Genomic DNA, 19,088 nt, shown 5'->3' with positions numbered 1-19,088 from the left:
CGTGACGGGCGTTTCGCCCGTCGTCGTCCCACCCATCGTCGTTCTCGACGAGATTGACTCCACCAACGCCGAAGCCCGTCGCCGGGCCGAGGCGGGTGAGGTCGGCCCGGTGTGGCTGGTCGGCCTCCGCCAGACCGCCGGCCGTGGGCGTCGCGGTCGGGCCTGGGAAACGGGCGAGCGCAACCTCGCCGCCACCCTGCTGCTGCGCACTGACAAGCCGCCCGCCGAGGCCGCCCAAGTCTCGTTCGTCGCCGCCCTGGCCGTGGCCGATATGCTGGCCTGCTATGTGCCCGCCTCGCTGGTCAGCCTGAAATGGCCCAACGACCCGCTGCTGGGCGGGCTGAAAGTCAGCGGCATCCTGATCGAGTCCGGCGCCTCGCCCCAGGGCGGGCTGTGGCTGGCCGTCGGCGTCGGGGTCAACCTCGCCCGCAAGCCGATCGACAGCGAGCGTCCCGCCACCGCGATCGCCACCCATCGTGACGTACCGCCGCCGGGCGCCGCCGAGGCCGCCCAGGCCCTGGCCGAGGCCTTCGAGCGCTGGTTCCGTATCTGGACCTCGCTGGGCTTTCCGGCGATCGCCGACGCCTGGACGGCCCGCGCCCACGGCCTGGGCGAGCCTTGCGTCGCGCGCTTGGGAACCGAGACGGTCGAAGGGATCGCCGAGGGGCTGGACGGCGACGGGGCTCTGCGGCTTCGTCTGGATGACGGCAGGATCCGCCGGATCACCGCCGGCGATGTGTTCTTCGGAGGCGCGTGATGCTTCTCGCCATTGAACAGGGCAACACCAACACCATGTTCGCCATTCACGACGGTGCGTCGTGGTTAGCTCAGTGGCGCGCGGCGACCGAGAGCACCCGCACCGCCGACGAGTACGTGGTCTGGCTCTCGCAGCTGCTGTCGATGCAGGGCATCGGCTTCCGGGCCATCGACGCGGTGATCATCTCCAGCGTCGTGCCCCAGTCGATCTTCAACCTGCGCAACCTGTCCCGGCGCTATCTCAACGTCGAGCCGCTGGTGATCGGTGAGAACGCCCGGCTGGGCATCGATGTCCGCATCGAGAAGCCCTCCGAGGCCGGCGCCGACCGTCTGGTCAACGCCATCGGCGCGCACATGGTCTATCCGGGCCCGTTGATCGTGATCGACAGCGGTACGGCTACCACCTTCGACATCGTGGCCGCGGACGGCGCGTTCGAGGGCGGAATCATCTCGCCGGGCATCAATCTTTCGATGCAGGCCTTGCACGAGGCGGCGGCCAAGCTGCCCCGGATCGCCATTCAGCGGCCGGCCGGTAACAGGATCGTGGGCACCGATACGGTGTCGGCCATGCAATCGGGCGTCTTCTGGGGGTATATCTCTCTGATCGAAGGGCTCGTCTCGCGCATCAAGGCCGAGCGCGGCGAGCCCATGACCGTTATCGCCACCGGCGGCGTCGCCTCGTTGTTCGAGGGCGCCACCGACAGCATCGACCACTTCGACCCCGACCTGACGATACGGGGTCTTCTCGAAATCTATCGTCGAAACACCATTTCCGAGACCTGATGAAAAAATCCAAGAGCGACGAGCTCGTCTTCCTGCCGCTAGGCGGGTCGAACGAGATCGGCATGAACTTCAACCTGTACGGCTTCGGCCCGGCGCACGATCGCAAGTGGATCGTCGTCGACCTGGGCGTGACCTTCGGCGACCAGACGACGCCTGGCGTCGAGATCATCCTGCCCGATCCGTCCTATATCGAGCCCTATGCCAAGGACATCATCGGCATCGTCCTGACCCACGCCCACGAAGACCACCTGGGCGCGGTGCACTGGCTGTGGCCGCGCCTGAAGGCGCCGGTCTACGCCACGCCGTTCACCGCCTTCCTGCTGCGCGAGAAGCTGCGGGACGCGGGCATCCTGGATGACGTGCCGATCACCGAGGTGCCGCTGGGCGGCCGCTTCAAGCTGGGTCCGTTTGACCTTGAGCTGATCACCCTGACGCACTCGATCCCCGAGCCGAACGGCCTGGCGATCAAGACGCCGCTGGGCACGATCCTGCACACTGGCGACTGGAAGATCGATCCCGAGCCCCAGTTGGGCGCGCCGACCGATGACGCCGCCCTGCGCCGCCTGGGCGACGAAGGCGTGCTGGCCATGGTCTGCGACAGCACCAACGTCTTCGTCGAGGGCGAGGCGGGTTCGGAAGCGGGTGTCCGTGTGGCGCTGGGCAACCTGATCAAGAGTCTGTCTGGCAAGATCGCCGTGGCTTGCTTCGCCTCGAACGTGGCGCGCATGGACACCGTGATCCGCGCCGCCCAGGCCTGCGGCCGCAAGGTCAGCCTGGCCGGCCGGTCGATGCACCGCATGGCCGCCGCCGCCCGCTCGGTGGGTCTGCTGCAGGGCCTCGAGCCCTTCATCAACGACGACCAGGCCAAGCACCTGCCCGAGAGCGAGGTGCTGTTCCTCTGCACGGGCAGCCAAGGCGAGGCCCGCGCGGCGCTGTCGCGCATCGCCGACGGCAGCCACCCGCACGTCAAGCTGGGGCAGGGCGACCACGTGATCTTCTCGTCGCGGGTCATCCCGGGCAACGAGATCCCGATCCGCAACCTGCAGAACAAGCTGGCCGACCGCGGCGTGCGTCTGCACACCGAGCGCGACACGCCCGGCATCCACGTCTCGGGTCACCCGTGCCGCGAAGAGCTGCGCCAGATGTATGCGTGGGTGCGTCCCACGATCGCGGTGCCGACCCACGGCGAGCGCCGTCACCTGATCGAGCATGCCGCCTTCGCCAAGGACCTTCAGGTTCCGCACGCCATCTCGCCGCGTAACGGCGACATGGTGCGCCTGGCGCCGGGCCATCCGGAGATCATCGACGAGGTGCCGGCCGGGCGCCTCTATGTCGACGGCGGCGTCGTCACGCCCGAGAACGGCGACGCCCTGCGCGAGCGGCGTCACGCGGCGTTCAACGGCATGCTGGCCGTGTCGATCGTGCTGGACGGCCGCAACAAGATCGTCTCGGGCCCGCAGGTCCGCGGCATCGGCCTGACCGGCGACGAGGAGTACAGCCTCGACGACGCGCTGGACGATCTCGCCGAGGAAGCCGAGACCGCCTACAAGAAGCTGACGGGCGACACCCGCGAGCTGGACGAAGCGATCGAAAGCGCCATCTCCCGCGCCGTGAAGAAGGCCGCGTTCCGCATCTGGGAACGCAAGCCGGTCGTGGAAACCACGGTCCTGCGCCTGTGATCTTCCGCCGTAGCCGTTCCGCCGAGCCCCAGACGTCGGCCTCGCCGACCTCGGGCGCCGGCGAGACCGGCTACGCGGGCCAGATCGTCCGCCACCTCTATCGGGAGCTGCTCAAGCGCGAGCCGGATCCCGACGCCCTGGCCGCCTGTGTGGCCTGGATGGAGCGTGGCGCGACGATCGAGGACATCAAGGCCGAGATCGTCGGCTCGCCGGAATATCGCGAGCGGGTCTCGGGGCATCCGATCGCCAAGTTCCCGGCTATCTACCGCCCGGAGCGGATCTCGTACTTCACCCACCGGGGCCGTTTTCGCCCGCTGGCGATCAGCATCGAGACGGTCAATATCTGCAACAACGACTGCGTGATCTGCCCGTACTCGATCCAGACCCGCAAGAAGCAGGGCATGGACATGGCGGTCTTCGCCAAGGTCGTGGCCGATTACGCGGCCCTCGGGGGCGGTCCCGTCACCCTGACGCCGATGGTCGGCGAGGTGCTGTTGGACAAGCAGCTTCTGGACCGCCTGGAGCTGCTGCGCGCCACGCCGGCGATCAGTCGCGTCTCGGCGATCACCAACGCCACCATGGCCTATCTCTATACGGACGAAGAACTGGCCGAGCTGGCCGGCTATTTCGACCGGATCACCGTGTCTGTCTACGGCCTGGACGCCGAAGAGTTCGCGCTGATGACGCGCAAGGACCAGTACGACCAGTTCATGGACTCGCTGGGCCGGCTGATCCGCATCTTCGGCGTCGCCAAGGTGGGGCTTGGGGCGCGGCATCTGCGCGAGCGAACGGCCGACGAGATCGACGCCTGGCTGGCCGATGTCGCCCAGCGCGCCGGCGTCGAAGCCAACCAGCTGTCGCTGCCGGGCACGCGGACCTACGCCAACTGGACGGTGTTCGACACGTCCAAGCCGTTACCGCTGGACGCCGAGTGGATGCCGCCGCAGCGCAACACCGAGCAGTGCGCCCTGCCGCTGATCAGCCTGCAGGTGCTGTCGAGCGGCAAGGTGTCGTTCTGCGGCTGCGCCGACTTCGATGGCAAGACCGCCCTGATGCTGGGCGATATTCGCGAGGCCAGCTTGGCCGAACTGCTGGGCTCCGAGAGGGTCAAGGCGCTCTGGGACTGGCAGGGCTGCGGTGTCCCCGAGCCCTGCAAGGGCTGCAGCTTCTATATGCCCATCAGCCAATTGAACGATCTGCACTCGGCTTTCAGCGATCCGATTGGTACCTTCGGCGGCTAGGAGAATGACCATGATCGGAAAGCTGAACCACGTCGGCGTCGCGACGCCCTCGATCGACGACTCGGTGAAGATGTACCGCGACCTCCTGGGCGCGACCTCGGTGACCGAGAAGTGGGCGATGCCGGAGCAGGGGGTCTGGGTCTGCTTCGTCAACCTGCCCAACAGCCAGATCGAACTGATCGAGCCCTATGGCGAGAACTCGCCGATCCATGGCTTCCTGGCCAAGAATCCCAAGGGCGGCCAACACCACATCTGCTTCGAGGTCGAGAACATCTACGACGCGCGCGACGATCTGGTGGCCAAGGGCGCGACCGTGCTGGGCGAGCCCCGCATCGGCGCCCACGGCACGCTGATCATCTTCGTCCACCCCAAGGACATGGGCGGCCTGCTGGTCGAACTCATGGAAAGCCCGAAGGACGCTCACTGATATGAGCCCGATCACCTGGTTCGCGATCTACCTGACCATCTGGTGGACCGTGCTGTTCGCCGTTCTGCCGCTGGGCTCGCGCAGCTACCACGAGGCTGGCGTCAAGCCGCCGGGCGGCGGCGATCCGGGCGCGCCGATCAATCCGAACCTGAAGCGCAAGTTCATCACCACGACCTGGGTCTCGGCCGTCATCTTCGTGCTGTTCTTCCTCACCATTCACTTCAACCTGATCACCTTGCCGGACCTGCCCGACTGGAAGTAGGGCCGAGGCTGACGTGCGAATGCACAAGCCTTGGGCGTGAGGTGAGCAATCTGCCCTCGAACGCCCAAGCCTTGGGCGAACGCTCTCATTGTGAGCGCTTCCGTCGCATGGTCGTGCCCCAACAGATGTTTGGTTGGTAAGGTGACTTCAGGAGATCGGCCTTGCCGGTCTCGCTCTGTGGCGTCTTCCCCGACGATGACTTGAAAGGCCGCGCGGCGATCCGCGCGGCCTCTCTTTTATTCGCCTGCGGAGCCTTACTTTAGCCCGAAGCGCGACAGCAGAAAGTGGATGCCGGTTTCTGCGGTTGTCGCGCGTCGATTTCTTGGAGGGACGAGCCCACCAGCCCAGTTCAGATCAAAGATCTGAACTGGGCGGGCTCTACCGCGTTGCCAAGCTGTCGGACGAGAGGCTATCTCAGGCCTCCTTGAATTCCCCGGAGTTTCCACGCGCATGCGCTTGTCGCGCTATTTCCTGCCGGTGCTGAAGGAAGCACCGTCCGACGCCCAGATCGTCTCGCACCAGCTGATGCTTCGCGCTGGCATGATCCGCCAGGAAGCGGCGGGCATCTATGCCTGGCTGCCACTGGGCTTGCGCGTGCTGAAGAAGATCGAGCAGATCGTCCGCGAGGAAATGGATCGCGCCGGCGCCATCGAGTTGCTGATGCCGACGCTTCAGCTGGCGGACCTGTGGCGCGAGTCGGGCCGCTATGACGCCTATGGTCCGGAGATGCTGCGCATCACCGACCGCCACGAGCGCGAGCTGCTGTACGGACCCACCAACGAGGAAATGATCACCGAGATCTTCCGCGGCTCGGTGCGCAGCTACCGTGACCTGCCCAAGAATCTCTACCATGTGCAGTGGAAGTTCCGCGACGAGACCCGCCCGCGCTTCGGCGTGATGCGTGGCCGCGAGTTCCTGATGAAGGACGCCTACAGCTTCGACCTCGACGCCGAGGGCGCGCGCAAGGCCTACAACCGCATGTTCGTGGCCTACCTGAACCTGTTTGGGCGCATGGGCCTGAAGGCGGTGCCGATGCGCGCTGACACAGGCCCGATCGGCGGCGACCTCAGCCACGAGTTCATCGTCCTGGCCGAAACCGGCGAAAGCGCCGTCTTCTGCCACAAGGATCTGGTCGAGATGCCGGCCCCCGGTCCGGACGTCGACTGGTATGGCGACCTGCAGCCGCTGGTGAACAAGCGCACGGCGCTCTATGCCGCGACCGAGGAAATGCACGACGAGGCCGCCTTCAACGCGCTGCCCGAGGGTGACCGCCTGTCGGCGCGCGGCATCGAAGTCGGTCACATCTTCTCGTTCGGGACGAAGTATTCCGAGCCGATGAAGGCCGTGGTCACCGGTCCGGACGGCAAGGACGTGCCCGTGCAGATGGGCAGCTATGGCGTCGGCGTCTCGCGCCTGCTGGGCGCGATCATCGAGGCCAGCCACGACGAGGCCGGCATCATCTGGCCGGAAAGCGTCGCGCCGTTCCACGTCGGCATCGTCAACATGCGCCAGGGCGACGCGGCCTGCGACGCGGCCTGCGAGACGGCCTATGCCGCGCTCAAGGCGGCTGGCAAGGACGTCCTCTACGACGACACCGACGCCCGCGGCGGCGCCAAGTTCGCCACCATGGACCTGATCGGCCTGCCGTGGCAGCTGGTCGTCGGTCCCAAGGGCATCGCCGAGGGCGTGGTCGAGATCAAGAATCGCAAGACTGGCGAACGTCACACCGCCTCGCTGGATTCGGTCCTCGAAGGCCTGACCGAGAGCAAGACCGCCTGATGCCAGACGTCCGCGCCGCCGGTCCCTTCAGCCGCTGGGAGCGCTCCGTCGCTCGCCGGTATCTGTTCGCCAAGCGCAAGAACGGCGGCGTGGCGCTGATCGCGGTCATTTCGTTCTGCGCGGTGATGCTGGCGGTCTTCGCCCTCATCACCGTGATGAGCGTGATGAACGGCTTCCGGGCTGAGCTGCTGGGCCGCATCGTCGGCTTCAACGGCCATCTCTACGCCCAGTCGCCTTTGATCAACGGACCGGACCGCGACACCATCATCCGCCGTATCAAGGCGGCTCCAGGCGTCATCCAGGCCGCGCCGATGGTCGAGGCCCAGGCCATGGTCATTGGCCCGACCCAGGTGACCGGTGCCATCGTGCGCGGTGTCACCCCCAACGACCTGCGCCACATGTCGCTGATCGCCAGCAACATCAAGAAGGGTTCGCTGGAAGGCTTCGGCCAGGGCGAGTACGGGGGCGACATTGTCCTGATCGGCGACCGGATGGCCCAGACCCTGGGCGTGCAGCCTGGCGATCCGATCACCCTGATCTCGCCCTCGGGGCCGGCCACGGCGTTTGGCACCTCGACCCGCGAGAAGAACTACATCGTCGGCGGCCTGTTCAGCGTCGGCATGAGCCAGTTCGACGAAGCCTTCATCTATATGCCGCTGGAGCAGGCCCAGCTGTTCTTCGGTCGTGACACATCCGTGGACTATGTCGAGATCAAGGTCGACGACCCCGACAAGGCTAAGGAATATAAGCACGATGTCGAGGTCGCCTCCGGCCCCGGCGCGCTGGTGACCGACTGGCAGGACAAGAACCACAGCTACTTCACCGCCCTGCAGGTCGAGCGGAAGGTGATGCGGCTGATCCTGTTCTGCATCGTCGCCATCGCCACCCTGAACATCATCTCCAGCCTCGTCATGCTGGTGAAGAACAAGGGCAAGGATATCGCCATCCTGCGCACCATGGGCGCCAGCCAGGGCGCGGTGCTGCGCATCTTCGTCATGGCGGGCGCCTCGATCGGCGTGGCCGGCACCTTGTGCGGCCTGGCGCTCGGCGTGGTGTTCTGCGCGTATATCACCCCGATCCAGACCTTCGTGGAGTGGGTCACGGGCACGGCCGTGTTCAGCGCCGACGTCTACATGCTCTCGCATATTCCCGCGAAGATCGACTGGACCGAGGTCGGCGGCATCGTCGCGCTCTCGGCCCTGATGAGCATCCTGGCGACCCTGCCGCCGGCCATGCGCGCCTCGCGTCTCGATCCGGTGGAGGCGCTTCGCTATGAGTAATCCGATCCTGGCCCTGCGCGGGGTCGAGCGCGTCTACAAGACCGAAGCTGGGGCGCTGCCCGTGCTGCGCGGCGTCGACATCGACGTCTATCCGGGGGAGGTCGTCGGCCTGATCGGCCCCTCGGGCTCGGGCAAATCGTCGCTGCTGCACTCCGCGGGCCTGCTGGAGCACCCCGACGCCGGGCTCGTGGCCCTCGAGGGGCGCGACTGCTCCAAGCTTTCCGAGCGCGCCCGAACCCGCATCCGCCTCGGCACGGTCGGCTTCGTCTATCAGTTCCACCACCTGTTGCCCGAGTTCTCGGCGCTCGAGAACGTGGCCATGCCGCTGAACATCGCCGGCAAGAGCCGTCGCGAGGCCGAGGCGCGGGCCAAGGAGCTGCTGGAAGGCCTGGGCCTGGGTCACCGCATGACCCACCAGCCGGCCCAGATGTCTGGCGGCGAACAGCAGCGCGTGGCCATCGCCCGCGCCCTGGCCAACCGTCCCAAGCTGCTGCTGGCCGACGAGCCCACCGGGAATCTCGACCCGGCCACGTCTGCGGCGGTGTTCCAGGCCCTGTACCAGACCTGCCGCGAGCAGGGCGTGGCGGCCCTGATCGCCACGCACAACATGGAGCTGGCCCGCTACATGGACCGCGTGCTGGCCCTCAAGGACGGCCACCTGGAAGCCCGCACCTTCTGATCGGGCGGGATCCGAGTAAGGTTCGCTTCATCGCCGCGAACAACCCCGTTTTGTCGCTGGCCTATGTGGCGCTAGCGTTGGGCCGCCGCCGCTAGAGCGCCGAGTGCCCGCGCGTCGGTTCGCTTTGGATTTCGACATCGTGATCGCCCGGCTGTGACGCCGGGGCTGCGGCTTAGCGTGACGCGGCTCCGGAAAATGCGGTGGAACGTCCGGAACATCTTGTGAACAGAACAAAAGCGGAATATGGAACAAAACAAGAAATCTGTGGAGGCTCCTATGATCCGTATCGCGCGTGAGTCTTTGGCCCTTGTGTCGGTCGCCAGCTTCGTCTGGATGATGTGCACGGTCGCCAATCTGGTGGCCTGAGTCGTATGACGACGGTCGTCTAGCGGAGGTTGGTCATGGCGGACGGGGAAGGACAGGGTTTCGTCCATCTGCGGGTCCGCTCGGCCTACTCGCTGCTGGAAGGGGCGATCAAGGCCGACCAGATCGGCAAGCTGGCCGCCGGGATCGGCATGCCGGCCGCGGCCATCGCGGATCGCGCCAATCTGTTCGGGGCGCTTGAATATTCGTCCTACGCCAAGGACGCGGGGGTCCAGCCGATCATCGGCTGCGCCATTCCGATCACCGGCATCGGCGGCGGTCCGACGGAGCGCTGGGCTCGGGCCCCGACAATCGTGCTGCTGGCCCAGAACGAACGGGGCTATCTGAACCTCTCGGAACTGTCGTCGATCGCCTATCTCGACAGCGCCGAACTGCCCGAGCCGATCGTGCCTTGGGCCAAGGTCGTCGAACACAACGAAGGCCTCATCCTGCTGTCAGGCGGTACGGATGGCCCGGTCGACGCGCTGTTCGCGGCCGGCAAGACAGCTGAGGCCTCCGCGGCCCTGGCCGAGATGCAGCGTGTGTTCGGCGATCGTTTCTATGTCGAGCTTCAGCGCCACGGCCTGCCCAAGCAGGCCGCGGCCGAGCCGGGCCTGGTCAATTGGGCCTATGAGCATGACGCGCCGTTGGTCGCCACCAACGACGTCTATTTCGCCAAGGAGAGCTTCTACGCCGCCCACGATGCTCTGTTGTGCATCTCGGACGGCTCGTTCGTTGGCCAGGATGAGCGCCGGCGCGTGACGCCCGAGCATTGGTTCAAGCCGGCGGCCGATATGCGCAAGCTGTTCTCCGATCTGCCGGAGGCCTGCGACAACACGCTCGATATCGCCCGTCGCTGCGCCTTCATGGTGCACAAGCGCGACCCGATCCTGCCGAGCTTCCCGACCGGCGACGGTCGTGACGAGGCCGAGGAACTGGAGCATCAGGCGCGGGAAGGCCTGAAGGCGCGCTTCGTGGGCCTGACCCTGTCGGCGCCCGAGGAGGAGTACTGGAAGCGGCTCGATTTCGAGCTCGACATCATCAAGAAGATGGGTTTCCCAGGCTACTTCCTGATCGTGTCGGACTTCATCAAGTGGGGCAAGGCGCACGGGATTCCGGTGGGCCCAGGGCGGGGGTCGGGCGCCGGGTCGTTGGTCGCCTGGGTGCTGACCATCACCGACCTGGATCCGCTGCGCTTCGGCCTGCTGTTCGAACGCTTCCTCAATCCCGAGCGGGTCTCCATGCCCGACTTCGACGTCGACTTCTGCCAGGAGCGGCGCGAGGAGGTGATCTCCTACGTGCAGGAGAAGTACGGTCGCGACCGTGTGGCCCAGATCATTACCTTCGGCAGCTTGCAGGCCCGCGCCGTGCTGCGCGACGTCGGCCGGGTCATGCAGCTGCCGCTGGGTCTGGTCGACCGTCTCTGCAAGATGGTGCCCAACAACCCGGCCGCGCCGGTGACCCTGGCCCAGGCGATCGACCTTGAGCCGCGCCTCAAGCAAGCTAAGAAGGAAGACGCCAACGTCTCGGCCTGTCTGGACGTGGCGCTGCAGTTGGAGGGGCTGTTCCGCAACGCCTCGACCCACGCCGCCGGCGTGGTGATCGGCGACCGCCCCCTGACTCAGCTGACCCCGCTTTACAAGGATCCGCGTTCGGACCTGCCCGCCACCCAGTTCAACATGAAGTGGGTCGAGAGCGCCGGCCTGGTGAAATTCGACTTCCTGGGTCTGAAGACCCTGACCGTGCTGGATCGCGCGGTGAAGCACCTGAAGAAGCGCGGCTTCGAGATCGATCTCGGCAAGCTGGCCTTCGACGACAGCAAGACCTACGAACTGCTCGCCTCGGGCCAGACGGTCGGCGTGTTCCAGCTTGAAAGCCAGGGCATGCGCGACACGCTGCGCAAGATGCGTTGCGGCTCGATCGAGGAGATCACCGCGCTGATCTCGCTCTATCGTCCGGGGCCGATGGACAACATCGACACCTTCGTCGACTGCAAGTTCGGCCGTAAACCTGTCGACACGCTGCATCCGTCGCTGGAGACGGTGCTGAAGGAGACCTACGGCGTCATCGTCTACCAGGAACAGGTGATGCAGATCGCCCAGATCCTGGCTGGCTACAGCCTGGGCGAGGCCGACCTTCTGCGTCGCGCCATGGGCAAGAAGAAGAAGGAGGAGATGGATCTCCAGAAGATCCGTTTCGTCTCCGGCGCCAAGGAAAAGAACGTCCCCGAGGAGCAGTCGGGCTCGATCTTCGAACTGGTGGCCAAGTTCGCCGGCTACGGCTTCAACAAGTCACACGCCGCCGCCTACGCCTTCATTTCGTATCAGACGGCCTGGTTGAAGGCGAATACGCCCGTCGAGTTCTTCGCCGCCTCGATGAGCCTCGATCTGTCGAACACCGACAAGCTGGCCGTCTTTCACCAGGACGCCCGCAAGTTCGACATCACGGTGCGGGCGCCGGACGTCAATGTCTCGGGCGCCGACTTCGAGGTCGAGAACGGCGAGGTGCTCTACGCCCTGGGCGCCATTCGCAATGTCGGTCTGGAGGCCATGAAGCATCTGGTGGCCATCCGCGAGGAGGGCGGGCCATTCCGCGACATCTTCGATTTCGTCGAGCGGATCGATCCCAAACAGGTCAACAAACGCGCCATCGAGAACCTGGCCCGGGCCGGGGCCTTCGACCAGATCCACAAGAACCGCGCCCAGATCGTCGCCTCGGCCGACGTGCTGATCGCCCATGCCCAGAGCTGCCACGCCGACCGCCAGGGCGGGCAGGGCGGGCTGTTCGGCTCGGACCCGGGCGCCGGGCGCCCGCGCCTCTCCAAGACCGAGAACTGGAACCAGGTCGATCTGCTGGACGAGGAGCTGTCCGCCGTCGGCTTCTACCTGACCGGGCACCCGCTGGAAGATGTGGTCGGGATGCTGCGTCGTCGCCGCACGTCGATGCTGACCGAGGCCATGGCCCAGGCCGAAGCCGGGATGGAGGCCCTGCGCATGTGCGGCGTCGTCCGTCGCCGCCAGGAGCGCGCCTCGCAGAGCGGCGAGAAGTTCGCCTTCGTCTCCCTCTCGGACCCGACTGGGGAATACGAGGTGCTGTTCCCGCCGGAATCCCTGCGAAAATGTCGCGACGTGCTGGAGCCGGGCAAGGCCGTGGTCATCAAGGTCCGCGCCAAGGCCCGCGACGGCGAGGTTCGCTTCTTCGGCGACGACGCCGAGCCGATCGAGAAGGCCATCGAGAACGTGGTGGCCGGGCTGCGCGTCCACCTGTCGCCATCGGCGACCGAAATCGAGGCGCTCAAGCGGCGCCTCGAACCGGCGCAGGGGCAGAAGGGCGGAGAAGTGACCTTTGTCGCCGCGATCGGCGGCGGGCGCGAGATCGAATTGCGCCTGCCAGGACGCTACACGCTGGACGCCGCCCTGCGCGGGGCGCTGAAGACCGCGCCCGGCGTGGCGCTGCTGGAGGATGTGTAGGAACATATTCCTATTTCGGTGCGATGTCCGGGGTGGCGGACCTCGACGGGATAGCCGCCGCTGGCGGCGTCAAGGCGGTTCAGAACGGGCTGACAGGGGAGGAGAGGGCCGATGGCCAGTCACCAAGGCGGTTGCCAGTGTGGTCGCGTGCGCTACGCGGTCGAGGTCGAGCTGGACGGGGTGATCAGCTGCAACTGTTCGCGCTGCGGCAAGCTTGGCGCGATCCTGGCCTTCGCGCCGGAGAGCGCCTTCGAATTGAAGAGCGGTCAGGACGCCCTGACCGAGTACCAGTTCAACACCCACCAGATTTCCCACCTGTTCTGCGAAACCTGCGGCATCCAGTCGTTCGGGATGGGAACCGCGCCGGACGGTCGCAGGATGGCGGCGATCAATGTTCGCTGCCTTGACGGGGTCGACGTCTTCGCTCTCAAGCCGCGGCCGGTGGACGGCAAGTCGTTTTGACAAACGGGGCGGCCGCGGGCCCACGCCTGCCCCGCGGCCGCTCCCGCGCGACACACGCGACCGGCTCGCTCATGACGGATAGAACGCGCGGAGCGTATGAGGTTGGCTACCGCTTTGGCGATGCCACTACGCCTCGCCTGCCAGTATTCCGATCAGCGGCGGTTGAGGCGGTTCAAGAGGCGCTTTGGGGCTGCACCGGAGCCTGGAGGCGCGTATCTCTGAGAAGGGCCGATCAGAGCGATAGGCTTTCCAACGGTAGGGCCGGTCATGCTGACGCGTCGAATGATTTTGGCCTCGGGTTTGGCCATGGCGGCGCCCCTGCCTGGCGCGGCCGCGCCGCTCATGGTCCCCGAGATCGATCGCCTGACCCTGACGCTGCTCGCCGACAGCACGGTCTCCAGTTTCGCAACGCCGGTCGAGCGTCCGGGCCTGAAGATCCTTCCGCCCGAGCGCGCAGCCTCGTCCTACAAGCTCACCCTGCGCGGCGAATGGGGTTATTCGCTCTTGGCCGACGCGATGAGCGCCGGCGCTCGCCGCCGGGTGATGATCGACTTCGGCTACACACCCGAGACCTTGGCCTCCAACATGGCGCTCCTGGGCGTCGATCCTGGGACGGTCGACGCCATGGTGCTGAGTCACGGCCACTATGACCATTTCGGCGGGCTCGCCGCCCTGGTCGGGCGGGTCAAGCGTGGAACCCCGCTCCATGTTGGCGGCGAGGAAGCGTTCTGCGCCCGGCTGCGAGGCGTAGCGCCGAACGGCCCGAGCTTCGGACAGCTGGAAAAGGCCGATCTGGTCGCGGCGGGAATCGATCTGCGTGTCGCCTCATCGCCGCGAACCATCGCCGACATAGGCTTCACCACGGGCAGGATCCCGTTCGTCTCACCCGAACGGCCGAAGGTGCCGACCGCCATGTTGCCCGGACAGGGCTGTCGCCGAGCCGATCTTGACCCTGATCGTCGCGACCTCGACTTTTTCGTCGACGACGCCGTCCATGAGCTGGGAACCGCCTTTCATCTGAAGGGCAACGGTCTGATCGTGATCGGATCATGCAGCCACCGGGGCATCATCAACACCGTGCGGGCGGCGCAGGCGGTGTCAGGCGTGGATCGAATCCATGCGATCATGGGAGGCTTCCATCTCGTTCCGCCCCAGACATCTCAGCAGGCGCTCGAGACCTTGGCCCTGATGCAGTCGCTCAAGCCGGACTACATCCTGCCGGGGCACTGCACGGGCGAAGCCTTCATCGCCCCCGCCATCGCCCAAATGCCCGATCAGGTCTTCCGCACTGTCGTTGGAAGCCGGATCATCTTCGGGTAGTCGCCAAGCCAGCCCCTTCGCCATGGCCCGCCACGCACGGCCTCATGCTTTCGGCTGGCTCGGGCGCGCAATCGTCCGACACCGAAGCTCTGCGTGAAGCGCTCGCCAGGCGTCACGTCACCAAGCCGCCGCCCGACCGTTGGTCAGCCCGGCCCGGAACAGCCGCCGCTCGGCCTTCTTGCCGCCCTTGACGATCACCGGCTTATCCGCGCCGCGCAAAAGGGGCAGGTCGTCGAGACTGTCGGTATAGGCATAGGTCCAGTGCGCGCCGTGGCCGGCCTCGGCCAGGGCCTGACACTTGCGCTGGTGGCGGCAGTGGACATCGGCGACCCAGCCGCCGCCGCGACGCTTCAGTGAGGTGCCGAGCACCTCGATCGGCTGGCCCAGAGGGCCGATCAGGGCCTGCGCCAGGATGGCCGGCGCGGCCGTGACCACGATGACGCGGTCACCGGCGTCCAGATGCGCCTTCAGCGCGGCGAGGCCGCCGGGGCGCCAGGCCAGGGCGTTGCCGCCGGCGCGGAAGGTTTCACCGAACTTGGCGCAGGAGTCCCGCAAGGCCCGCTCGCCCAGGCCCGCCGTGGCGATCCACAGCAGGATCGAGGCGCCGAGCCGGCGCGTGCGCGGGATCATCACCATCGGCGCGGCGAGCGGGGCCGCGACGAGGACCGCCAGGGCGCGCAGGGGCGAGCGCTTGACCCGTCCCCACAGCCAGAGGCCGGTGGAGTCGCCGTCCAGCAAGGTTCCGTCCAGATCGAAGACCGCGAGCATGACGTCCTCCAGCTATGCCGTGTAGAACGACGACGCCGGAGGGATTACGCCACATCACTATGTCGGGACGGCGACGGCTTTCCGGTCTTCCTGTGGAGGGGCGGCGCATGCTCGCCCGTTTCGGGGATGGATCTTGCGGGCGGCGGGATCACGACGGATCAACCGTGCGGCCAGCGCCGGCCATCGCGGCGAGGGCTTGCTTTTTCTCCGCCGAGAGACTATCTGCCCGGCCATTCCACACGTGGACGTTCGGTTGCGCCGGGGAGACATCCCGGCTTCGCCGTTCCGGTCCCGCTCCAGAATGGTCTGGAACGGGGGTGTCCGCGGAGGTTCAACCGGAAAAAGGATACAGGCCCGATGGCTCTTCCCGAATTCTCCATGCGTCAGCTCCTGGAAGCCGGCGCCCACTTCGGTCACCAGACGCACCGCTGGAACCCGAAGATGGACCGCTACATCTTCGGCTCGCGCTCGAACATCCACATCATCGACCTGTCGCAGACGATCCCGCTGCTGCACCAAGCCCTGGTGAAGGTTCGTGAAGTCGCCGCCGCCGGCGGCCGCGTGCTGTTCGTCGGCACCAAGCGCCAGGCCAGCGACCCGGTCGCCACGGCCGCCAAGCGCTGCGCCCAATACTATGTGAACCACCGTTGGCTCGGCGGCACGCTGACCAACTGGCGCACCGTTTCGGGCTCGATCGCGCGTCTGCGCGAGCTGGAAGGCGTCCTGGCCGGCGAAGGCCAAGGCCGTTCCAAGAAGGAGCTGCTGCAGCTGACGCGCGAGCGCGACAAGCTGGAACTGTCGCTGGGCGGCATCAAGGACATGGGCGGCATCCCCGACATCATGTTCGTGATCGACACCAACAAGGAAGCGATCGCGATCCTGGAAGCCCGCAAGCTGAACATCCCGGTCGTCGCCATTCTCGACACCAACTGCGATCCGGACGGCATCACCTACCCGATCCCGGGTAACGACGACGCCGCTCGCGCCCTGCAGCTGTACTGCGACCTGATCGCCGACGCCGTCCTGGACGGCCTGGCTGCTGGCCAAGCCGGCTCGGGCGTCGACCTGGGCGCCGCCGTGAACCCGACCGAGCCGGCCCTGGCCCGCGCTCTGGCTCCGGAAGCGATCGCTGAAGTCGCCCCGGAAGCCGCTCCGGAAGCGCCGGTTGAAGTCGCCGCCGAAGCGGCTCCGGAGTCGGCCGAGGGCTGATTTCCCGCGCGCCTCTCTCCTGGCCTGGCCGGGGTGGAGAGGCCGTCGCGACCCTGACATGCGACCGGGCTACAAGCCCGGTCGCTAACCGTTTGAATATGGAGATTTTCCATGGCTGAGATCACGGCCGCGCTCGTCAAAGAACTGCGCGAAAAGTCCGGCGTCGGCATGATGGACTGCAAGAAGGCGCTGTCGGAAAACAACGGCGACATCGAAGCATCCATCGACTGGCTGCGCGCCAAGGGCCTCTCGAAGGCCGCCAAGAAGGCCGATCGCGCCGCCGCCGAGGGCCTGGTGGCCGTCGCCACGGCCGATCAAGGCGCGGGTGAAACCGCCACCGCCGTCGAAGTGAACGCCGAAACCGACTTCGTGTCGCGCAACGACCTGTTCCAAGGCGCCGCTCGCCAGATCGCCGGCGCGGCTCTGACCACCGACGGTTCGGTCGACGCCATCACCGCGGCCAAGCTGGCCGGCGGCGAGACCGTGCAGGACCATCTGACGAACCTGATCGCCACGATCGGCGAGAACATGATGGTGCGTCGCGCGGCCAAGCACACCGTCGAGAACGGCGTCGTCGCCTCGTACATCCACAACGCCACCGCGCCGGACCTTGGCCGCATCGGCGTGCTGGTGGCCGTCGAGTCGACCGGCGACAAGGCCGCCCTGCGCGAGCTGGGCCGCAAGATCGCCATGCACGTCGCCGCGACCGCTCCGCTGTCGCTGTCGGCGGACGATCTGGACCCGGCCGCCATCGAGCGTGAAAAGGCCGTGTTCACCGAGCAGGCTCTGGAGTCCGGCAAGCCGCCGGCGGTCGTCGAAAAGATGATCGAAGGCCGCATCCGCAAGTTCCTGGAAGAAGTCGTGCTGCTGAAGCAGGCTTTCGTCATGAACCCGGACCAGACCGTCGAGCAGCTGGTCGCCGAGACCGCCAAGACGCTGGGCGCGCCGATCGCCGTGAAGGGCTTCACCCGTCTGGCCCTGGGCGAAGGCGTGGAAAAGAAGCAGGATGACTTCGCCGCCGAAGTCGCCTCGATGACCGGCCAAGCCTAAGGCTTGCCGTCGGGAGCCTTCGGGCTTCTGGCAAACAATCAGGGCGCGGCGCGTCTAGACGCGCGCCGCGCCCTTTTTGCGCCTGCCGTTTGGCCGTGCTGTCAAAGGCGCGGCCGCGGTTGGCAAAACCCATCCCACTTCTGTAGAACGCACGTAATGTGCGTGCCGACGACTCAGGAATAGCGGTCCCATGTCCGATACCAGCACGCCCCAGAAATACCGCCGCATCCTGCTGAAGGTGTCCGGCGAGGTCCTCATGGGGGACACGCCCTACGGTATCGACACCAACACCGTACAATCCGTTGCCGAAGACGTGGCCGAGATCGTCAAGTCCGGCGTCGAGCTGTGCCTGGTGATCGGCGGCGGCAATATCTTCCGCGGCATGGCGGGCGCGGCCAAGGGCATGGAACGCTCCAGCGCCGACTACATGGGCATGCTGGCCACCGTCATGAACGCCCTGGCCATGCAGGACGCGCTCGAGCGCATCGGCGTCGAGACCCGCGTGCAGTCGGCGATCCCGATGGCCACGGTCTGCGAGCCCTACATCCGCCGTCGCGCCCAGCGTCACCTGGAGAAGGGGCGCGTGGTGATCTTCGCCGCCGGCACCGGCAACCCGTTCTTCACCACCGACACCGCCGCGGCCCTGCGCGCGGCCGAGATGCAGTGCGACGCGCTGTTCAAGGGCACCAGCGTCGATGGCGTCTATACGGCCGATCCCAAGAAGGATCCGGAGGCCGAGCGCTATGATCGCCTGAGCTATATGGACGTGCTGGCCAAGGACCTGCGGGTCATGGACGCCTCGGCCGTCGCGCTGATGCGCGACAGCAATATTCCGATCGTGGTCTTCTCGATCAAGGGACGCGGCAACCTGCTGACCGTCCTGCGAGGCGAGGGGACCCACACCGTGGTCGCCGCCGACCGCGCCGCCTAAGCCTTAAAGACAAGCGAGGAGAGCCTCATGGCCGCCGCCGAGAAACCCGTCCTGGCCCGCTACCGCGACCGCATGGACAAGGCCGTCGCCGCTCTGAAGGAAGAGTTCGGATCCCTGCGCACCGGCCGTGCGTCGGCCAGCCTGCTGGATCAGGTGATGGTCGAGGCCTACGGCTCGACCACGCCCCTGAACGCGGTGGCCTCGGTCAGCGTGCCCGAGCCGCGCCAGATCAATGTCAGCGTCTGGGACCGGGGCGTCGTGGTCTCGGTCGAGAAGGCGATCCGCGCCTCGGGCTTGGGCCTGAACCCGGTCGTTGAAGGTCAGAATCTGCGCATTCCTATTCCGCCGCTGACCGAAGAGCGCCGCAAGGACCTCTCCAAGATCGCCGGCAAGTACGCCGAGCAGCAGAAGATCGCCGTCCGCAACGTCCGCCGCGACGCCAACGACGACCTGAAGAAGGCCGAGAAGGACGGCGCGATCGCCGAGGACGAGCGCAAGAAGATGGAAACCGAGGTCCAGAAGATGACCGACGAGGCCATCAAGCGCGTGGACGAGGCCTTGAAAATCAAAGAACAAGAGATCATGCAGGTCTGATCGCCCCCTCCTGCGAGTTGACGGGGGAGCGACGA

The 19,088-nt window shown here is 66.5% G+C and carries 18 protein-coding genes; 17 read left to right on the top strand and 1 reads right to left on the bottom strand.

Translation table 11 applies throughout. The features are described from left to right. Position 1: 1 nt before the first annotated feature. The 13 genes from EIK80_RS18865 (at position 2) to EIK80_RS18800 (ending at position 14,501) form a co-directional block, all read left to right on the top strand. Positions 2 to 757 (top strand): biotin--[acetyl-CoA-carboxylase] ligase, encoded by a 756-nt coding sequence (locus tag EIK80_RS18865; RefSeq protein WP_125158606.1) that lies wholly within the window; start codon positions 2 to 4, stop codon positions 755 to 757. Beyond that, positions 754 to 1,539, top strand: coding sequence for a type III pantothenate kinase (locus EIK80_RS18860; RefSeq protein WP_125158552.1), 786 nt, complete (start codon positions 754 to 756; stop codon positions 1,537 to 1,539). The genes EIK80_RS18865 and EIK80_RS18860 overlap by 4 nt, the downstream gene beginning before the upstream one ends. Continuing rightward, the gene (locus EIK80_RS18855; protein WP_125158551.1) at positions 1,539 to 3,218 is read left to right on the top strand and encodes a ribonuclease J; all 1,680 of its coding nucleotides are present in this window, start codon (positions 1,539 to 1,541) and stop codon (positions 3,216 to 3,218) included. Before EIK80_RS18860 ends, EIK80_RS18855 begins: the two co-directional genes overlap by 1 nt. Then, positions 3,215 to 4,459 carry a radical SAM/SPASM domain-containing protein gene (locus EIK80_RS18850; protein WP_125158550.1) on the top strand — a complete coding sequence of 415 codons (1,245 nt, stop codon included), beginning with the start codon at positions 3,215 to 3,217 and terminating at the stop codon, positions 4,457 to 4,459. The genes EIK80_RS18855 and EIK80_RS18850 overlap by 4 nt, the downstream gene beginning before the upstream one ends. Before the next feature lie 10 nt (positions 4,460 to 4,469). Beyond that, entirely contained in the window at positions 4,470 to 4,886 is a 417-nt protein-coding gene (mce, locus tag EIK80_RS18845) for a methylmalonyl-CoA epimerase (RefSeq protein ID WP_125158549.1), read from the top strand. A 1-nt stretch (position 4,887) separates the two neighbouring features. Then, entirely contained in the window at positions 4,888 to 5,148 is a 261-nt protein-coding gene (locus EIK80_RS18840) for a DUF1467 family protein (protein ID WP_125158548.1), read from the top strand. 450 nt (positions 5,149 to 5,598) lie between these two features. Further along, entirely contained in the window at positions 5,599 to 6,927 is a 1,329-nt protein-coding gene (gene proS / locus EIK80_RS18830) for a proline--tRNA ligase (RefSeq protein ID WP_125158547.1), read from the top strand. After that, positions 6,927 to 8,207: a lipoprotein-releasing ABC transporter permease subunit gene (locus EIK80_RS18825; protein ID WP_125158546.1), complete on the top strand. Its 1,281-nt coding sequence runs from the start codon at positions 6,927 to 6,929 to the stop codon at positions 8,205 to 8,207. Before proS ends, EIK80_RS18825 begins: the two co-directional genes overlap by 1 nt. Beyond that, on the top strand, positions 8,200 to 8,886 hold the full coding sequence (locus EIK80_RS18820) for an ABC transporter ATP-binding protein (RefSeq protein WP_125158545.1): 687 nt from the start codon (positions 8,200 to 8,202) through the stop codon (positions 8,884 to 8,886). The genes EIK80_RS18825 and EIK80_RS18820 overlap by 8 nt, the downstream gene beginning before the upstream one ends. A gap of 276 nt (positions 8,887 to 9,162) precedes the next feature. Beyond that, the gene (gene sidA / locus EIK80_RS18815) at positions 9,163 to 9,252 is read left to right on the top strand and encodes a cell division inhibitor SidA (protein WP_099577629.1); all 90 of its coding nucleotides are present in this window, start codon (positions 9,163 to 9,165) and stop codon (positions 9,250 to 9,252) included. Positions 9,253 to 9,287: 35 nt separating this feature from the next. Next, on the top strand, positions 9,288 to 12,719 hold the full coding sequence (gene dnaE, locus EIK80_RS18810) for a DNA polymerase III subunit alpha (protein ID WP_125158544.1): 3,432 nt from the start codon (positions 9,288 to 9,290) through the stop codon (positions 12,717 to 12,719). 111 nt (positions 12,720 to 12,830) lie between these two features. Next, entirely contained in the window at positions 12,831 to 13,181 is a 351-nt protein-coding gene (locus EIK80_RS18805) for a GFA family protein (protein WP_125158543.1), read from the top strand. A gap of 267 nt (positions 13,182 to 13,448) precedes the next feature. Next, positions 13,449 to 14,501 (top strand): MBL fold metallo-hydrolase, encoded by a 1,053-nt coding sequence (locus EIK80_RS18800; protein ID WP_125158542.1) that lies wholly within the window; start codon positions 13,449 to 13,451, stop codon positions 14,499 to 14,501. 117 nt (positions 14,502 to 14,618) lie between these two features. Here the strand turns inward: EIK80_RS18800 and EIK80_RS18795 are convergent, their stop codons facing one another. Beyond that, positions 14,619 to 15,269 (bottom strand): haloacid dehalogenase-like hydrolase, encoded by a 651-nt coding sequence (locus EIK80_RS18795; protein ID WP_125158541.1) that lies wholly within the window; start codon positions 15,267 to 15,269, stop codon positions 14,619 to 14,621. A gap of 357 nt (positions 15,270 to 15,626) precedes the next feature. On the opposite strand from EIK80_RS18795, the gene rpsB reads away from it, so the two are divergent. The 4 genes from rpsB to frr all read left to right on the top strand — a co-directional run bounded on the left by rpsB (position 15,627) and on the right by frr (position 19,053). Then, positions 15,627 to 16,478 carry a 30S ribosomal protein S2 gene (gene rpsB / locus EIK80_RS18790; RefSeq protein ID WP_125158540.1) on the top strand — a complete coding sequence of 284 codons (852 nt, stop codon included), beginning with the start codon at positions 15,627 to 15,629 and terminating at the stop codon, positions 16,476 to 16,478. Positions 16,479 to 16,589: 111 nt separating this feature from the next. After that, positions 16,590 to 17,528, top strand: a complete 939-nt coding sequence (tsf, locus tag EIK80_RS18785; protein ID WP_125158539.1) for a translation elongation factor Ts — start codon at positions 16,590 to 16,592, stop codon at positions 17,526 to 17,528. Positions 17,529 to 17,718: 190 nt separating this feature from the next. Next, positions 17,719 to 18,459 (top strand): UMP kinase, encoded by a 741-nt coding sequence (gene pyrH / locus EIK80_RS18780; protein WP_125158538.1) that lies wholly within the window; start codon positions 17,719 to 17,721, stop codon positions 18,457 to 18,459. Between the two features lie 27 nt (positions 18,460 to 18,486). Then, the gene (frr, locus tag EIK80_RS18775; protein ID WP_125158537.1) at positions 18,487 to 19,053 is read left to right on the top strand and encodes a ribosome recycling factor; all 567 of its coding nucleotides are present in this window, start codon (positions 18,487 to 18,489) and stop codon (positions 19,051 to 19,053) included. Positions 19,054 to 19,088 lie beyond the last annotated feature (35 nt).

This window comes from Caulobacter sp. 602-1 (assembly GCF_003931565.1).
Classification (GTDB): Bacteria; Pseudomonadota; Alphaproteobacteria; order Caulobacterales; family Caulobacteraceae; genus Caulobacter.
This window is presented reverse-complemented; position numbering and strand designations above follow the sequence as displayed.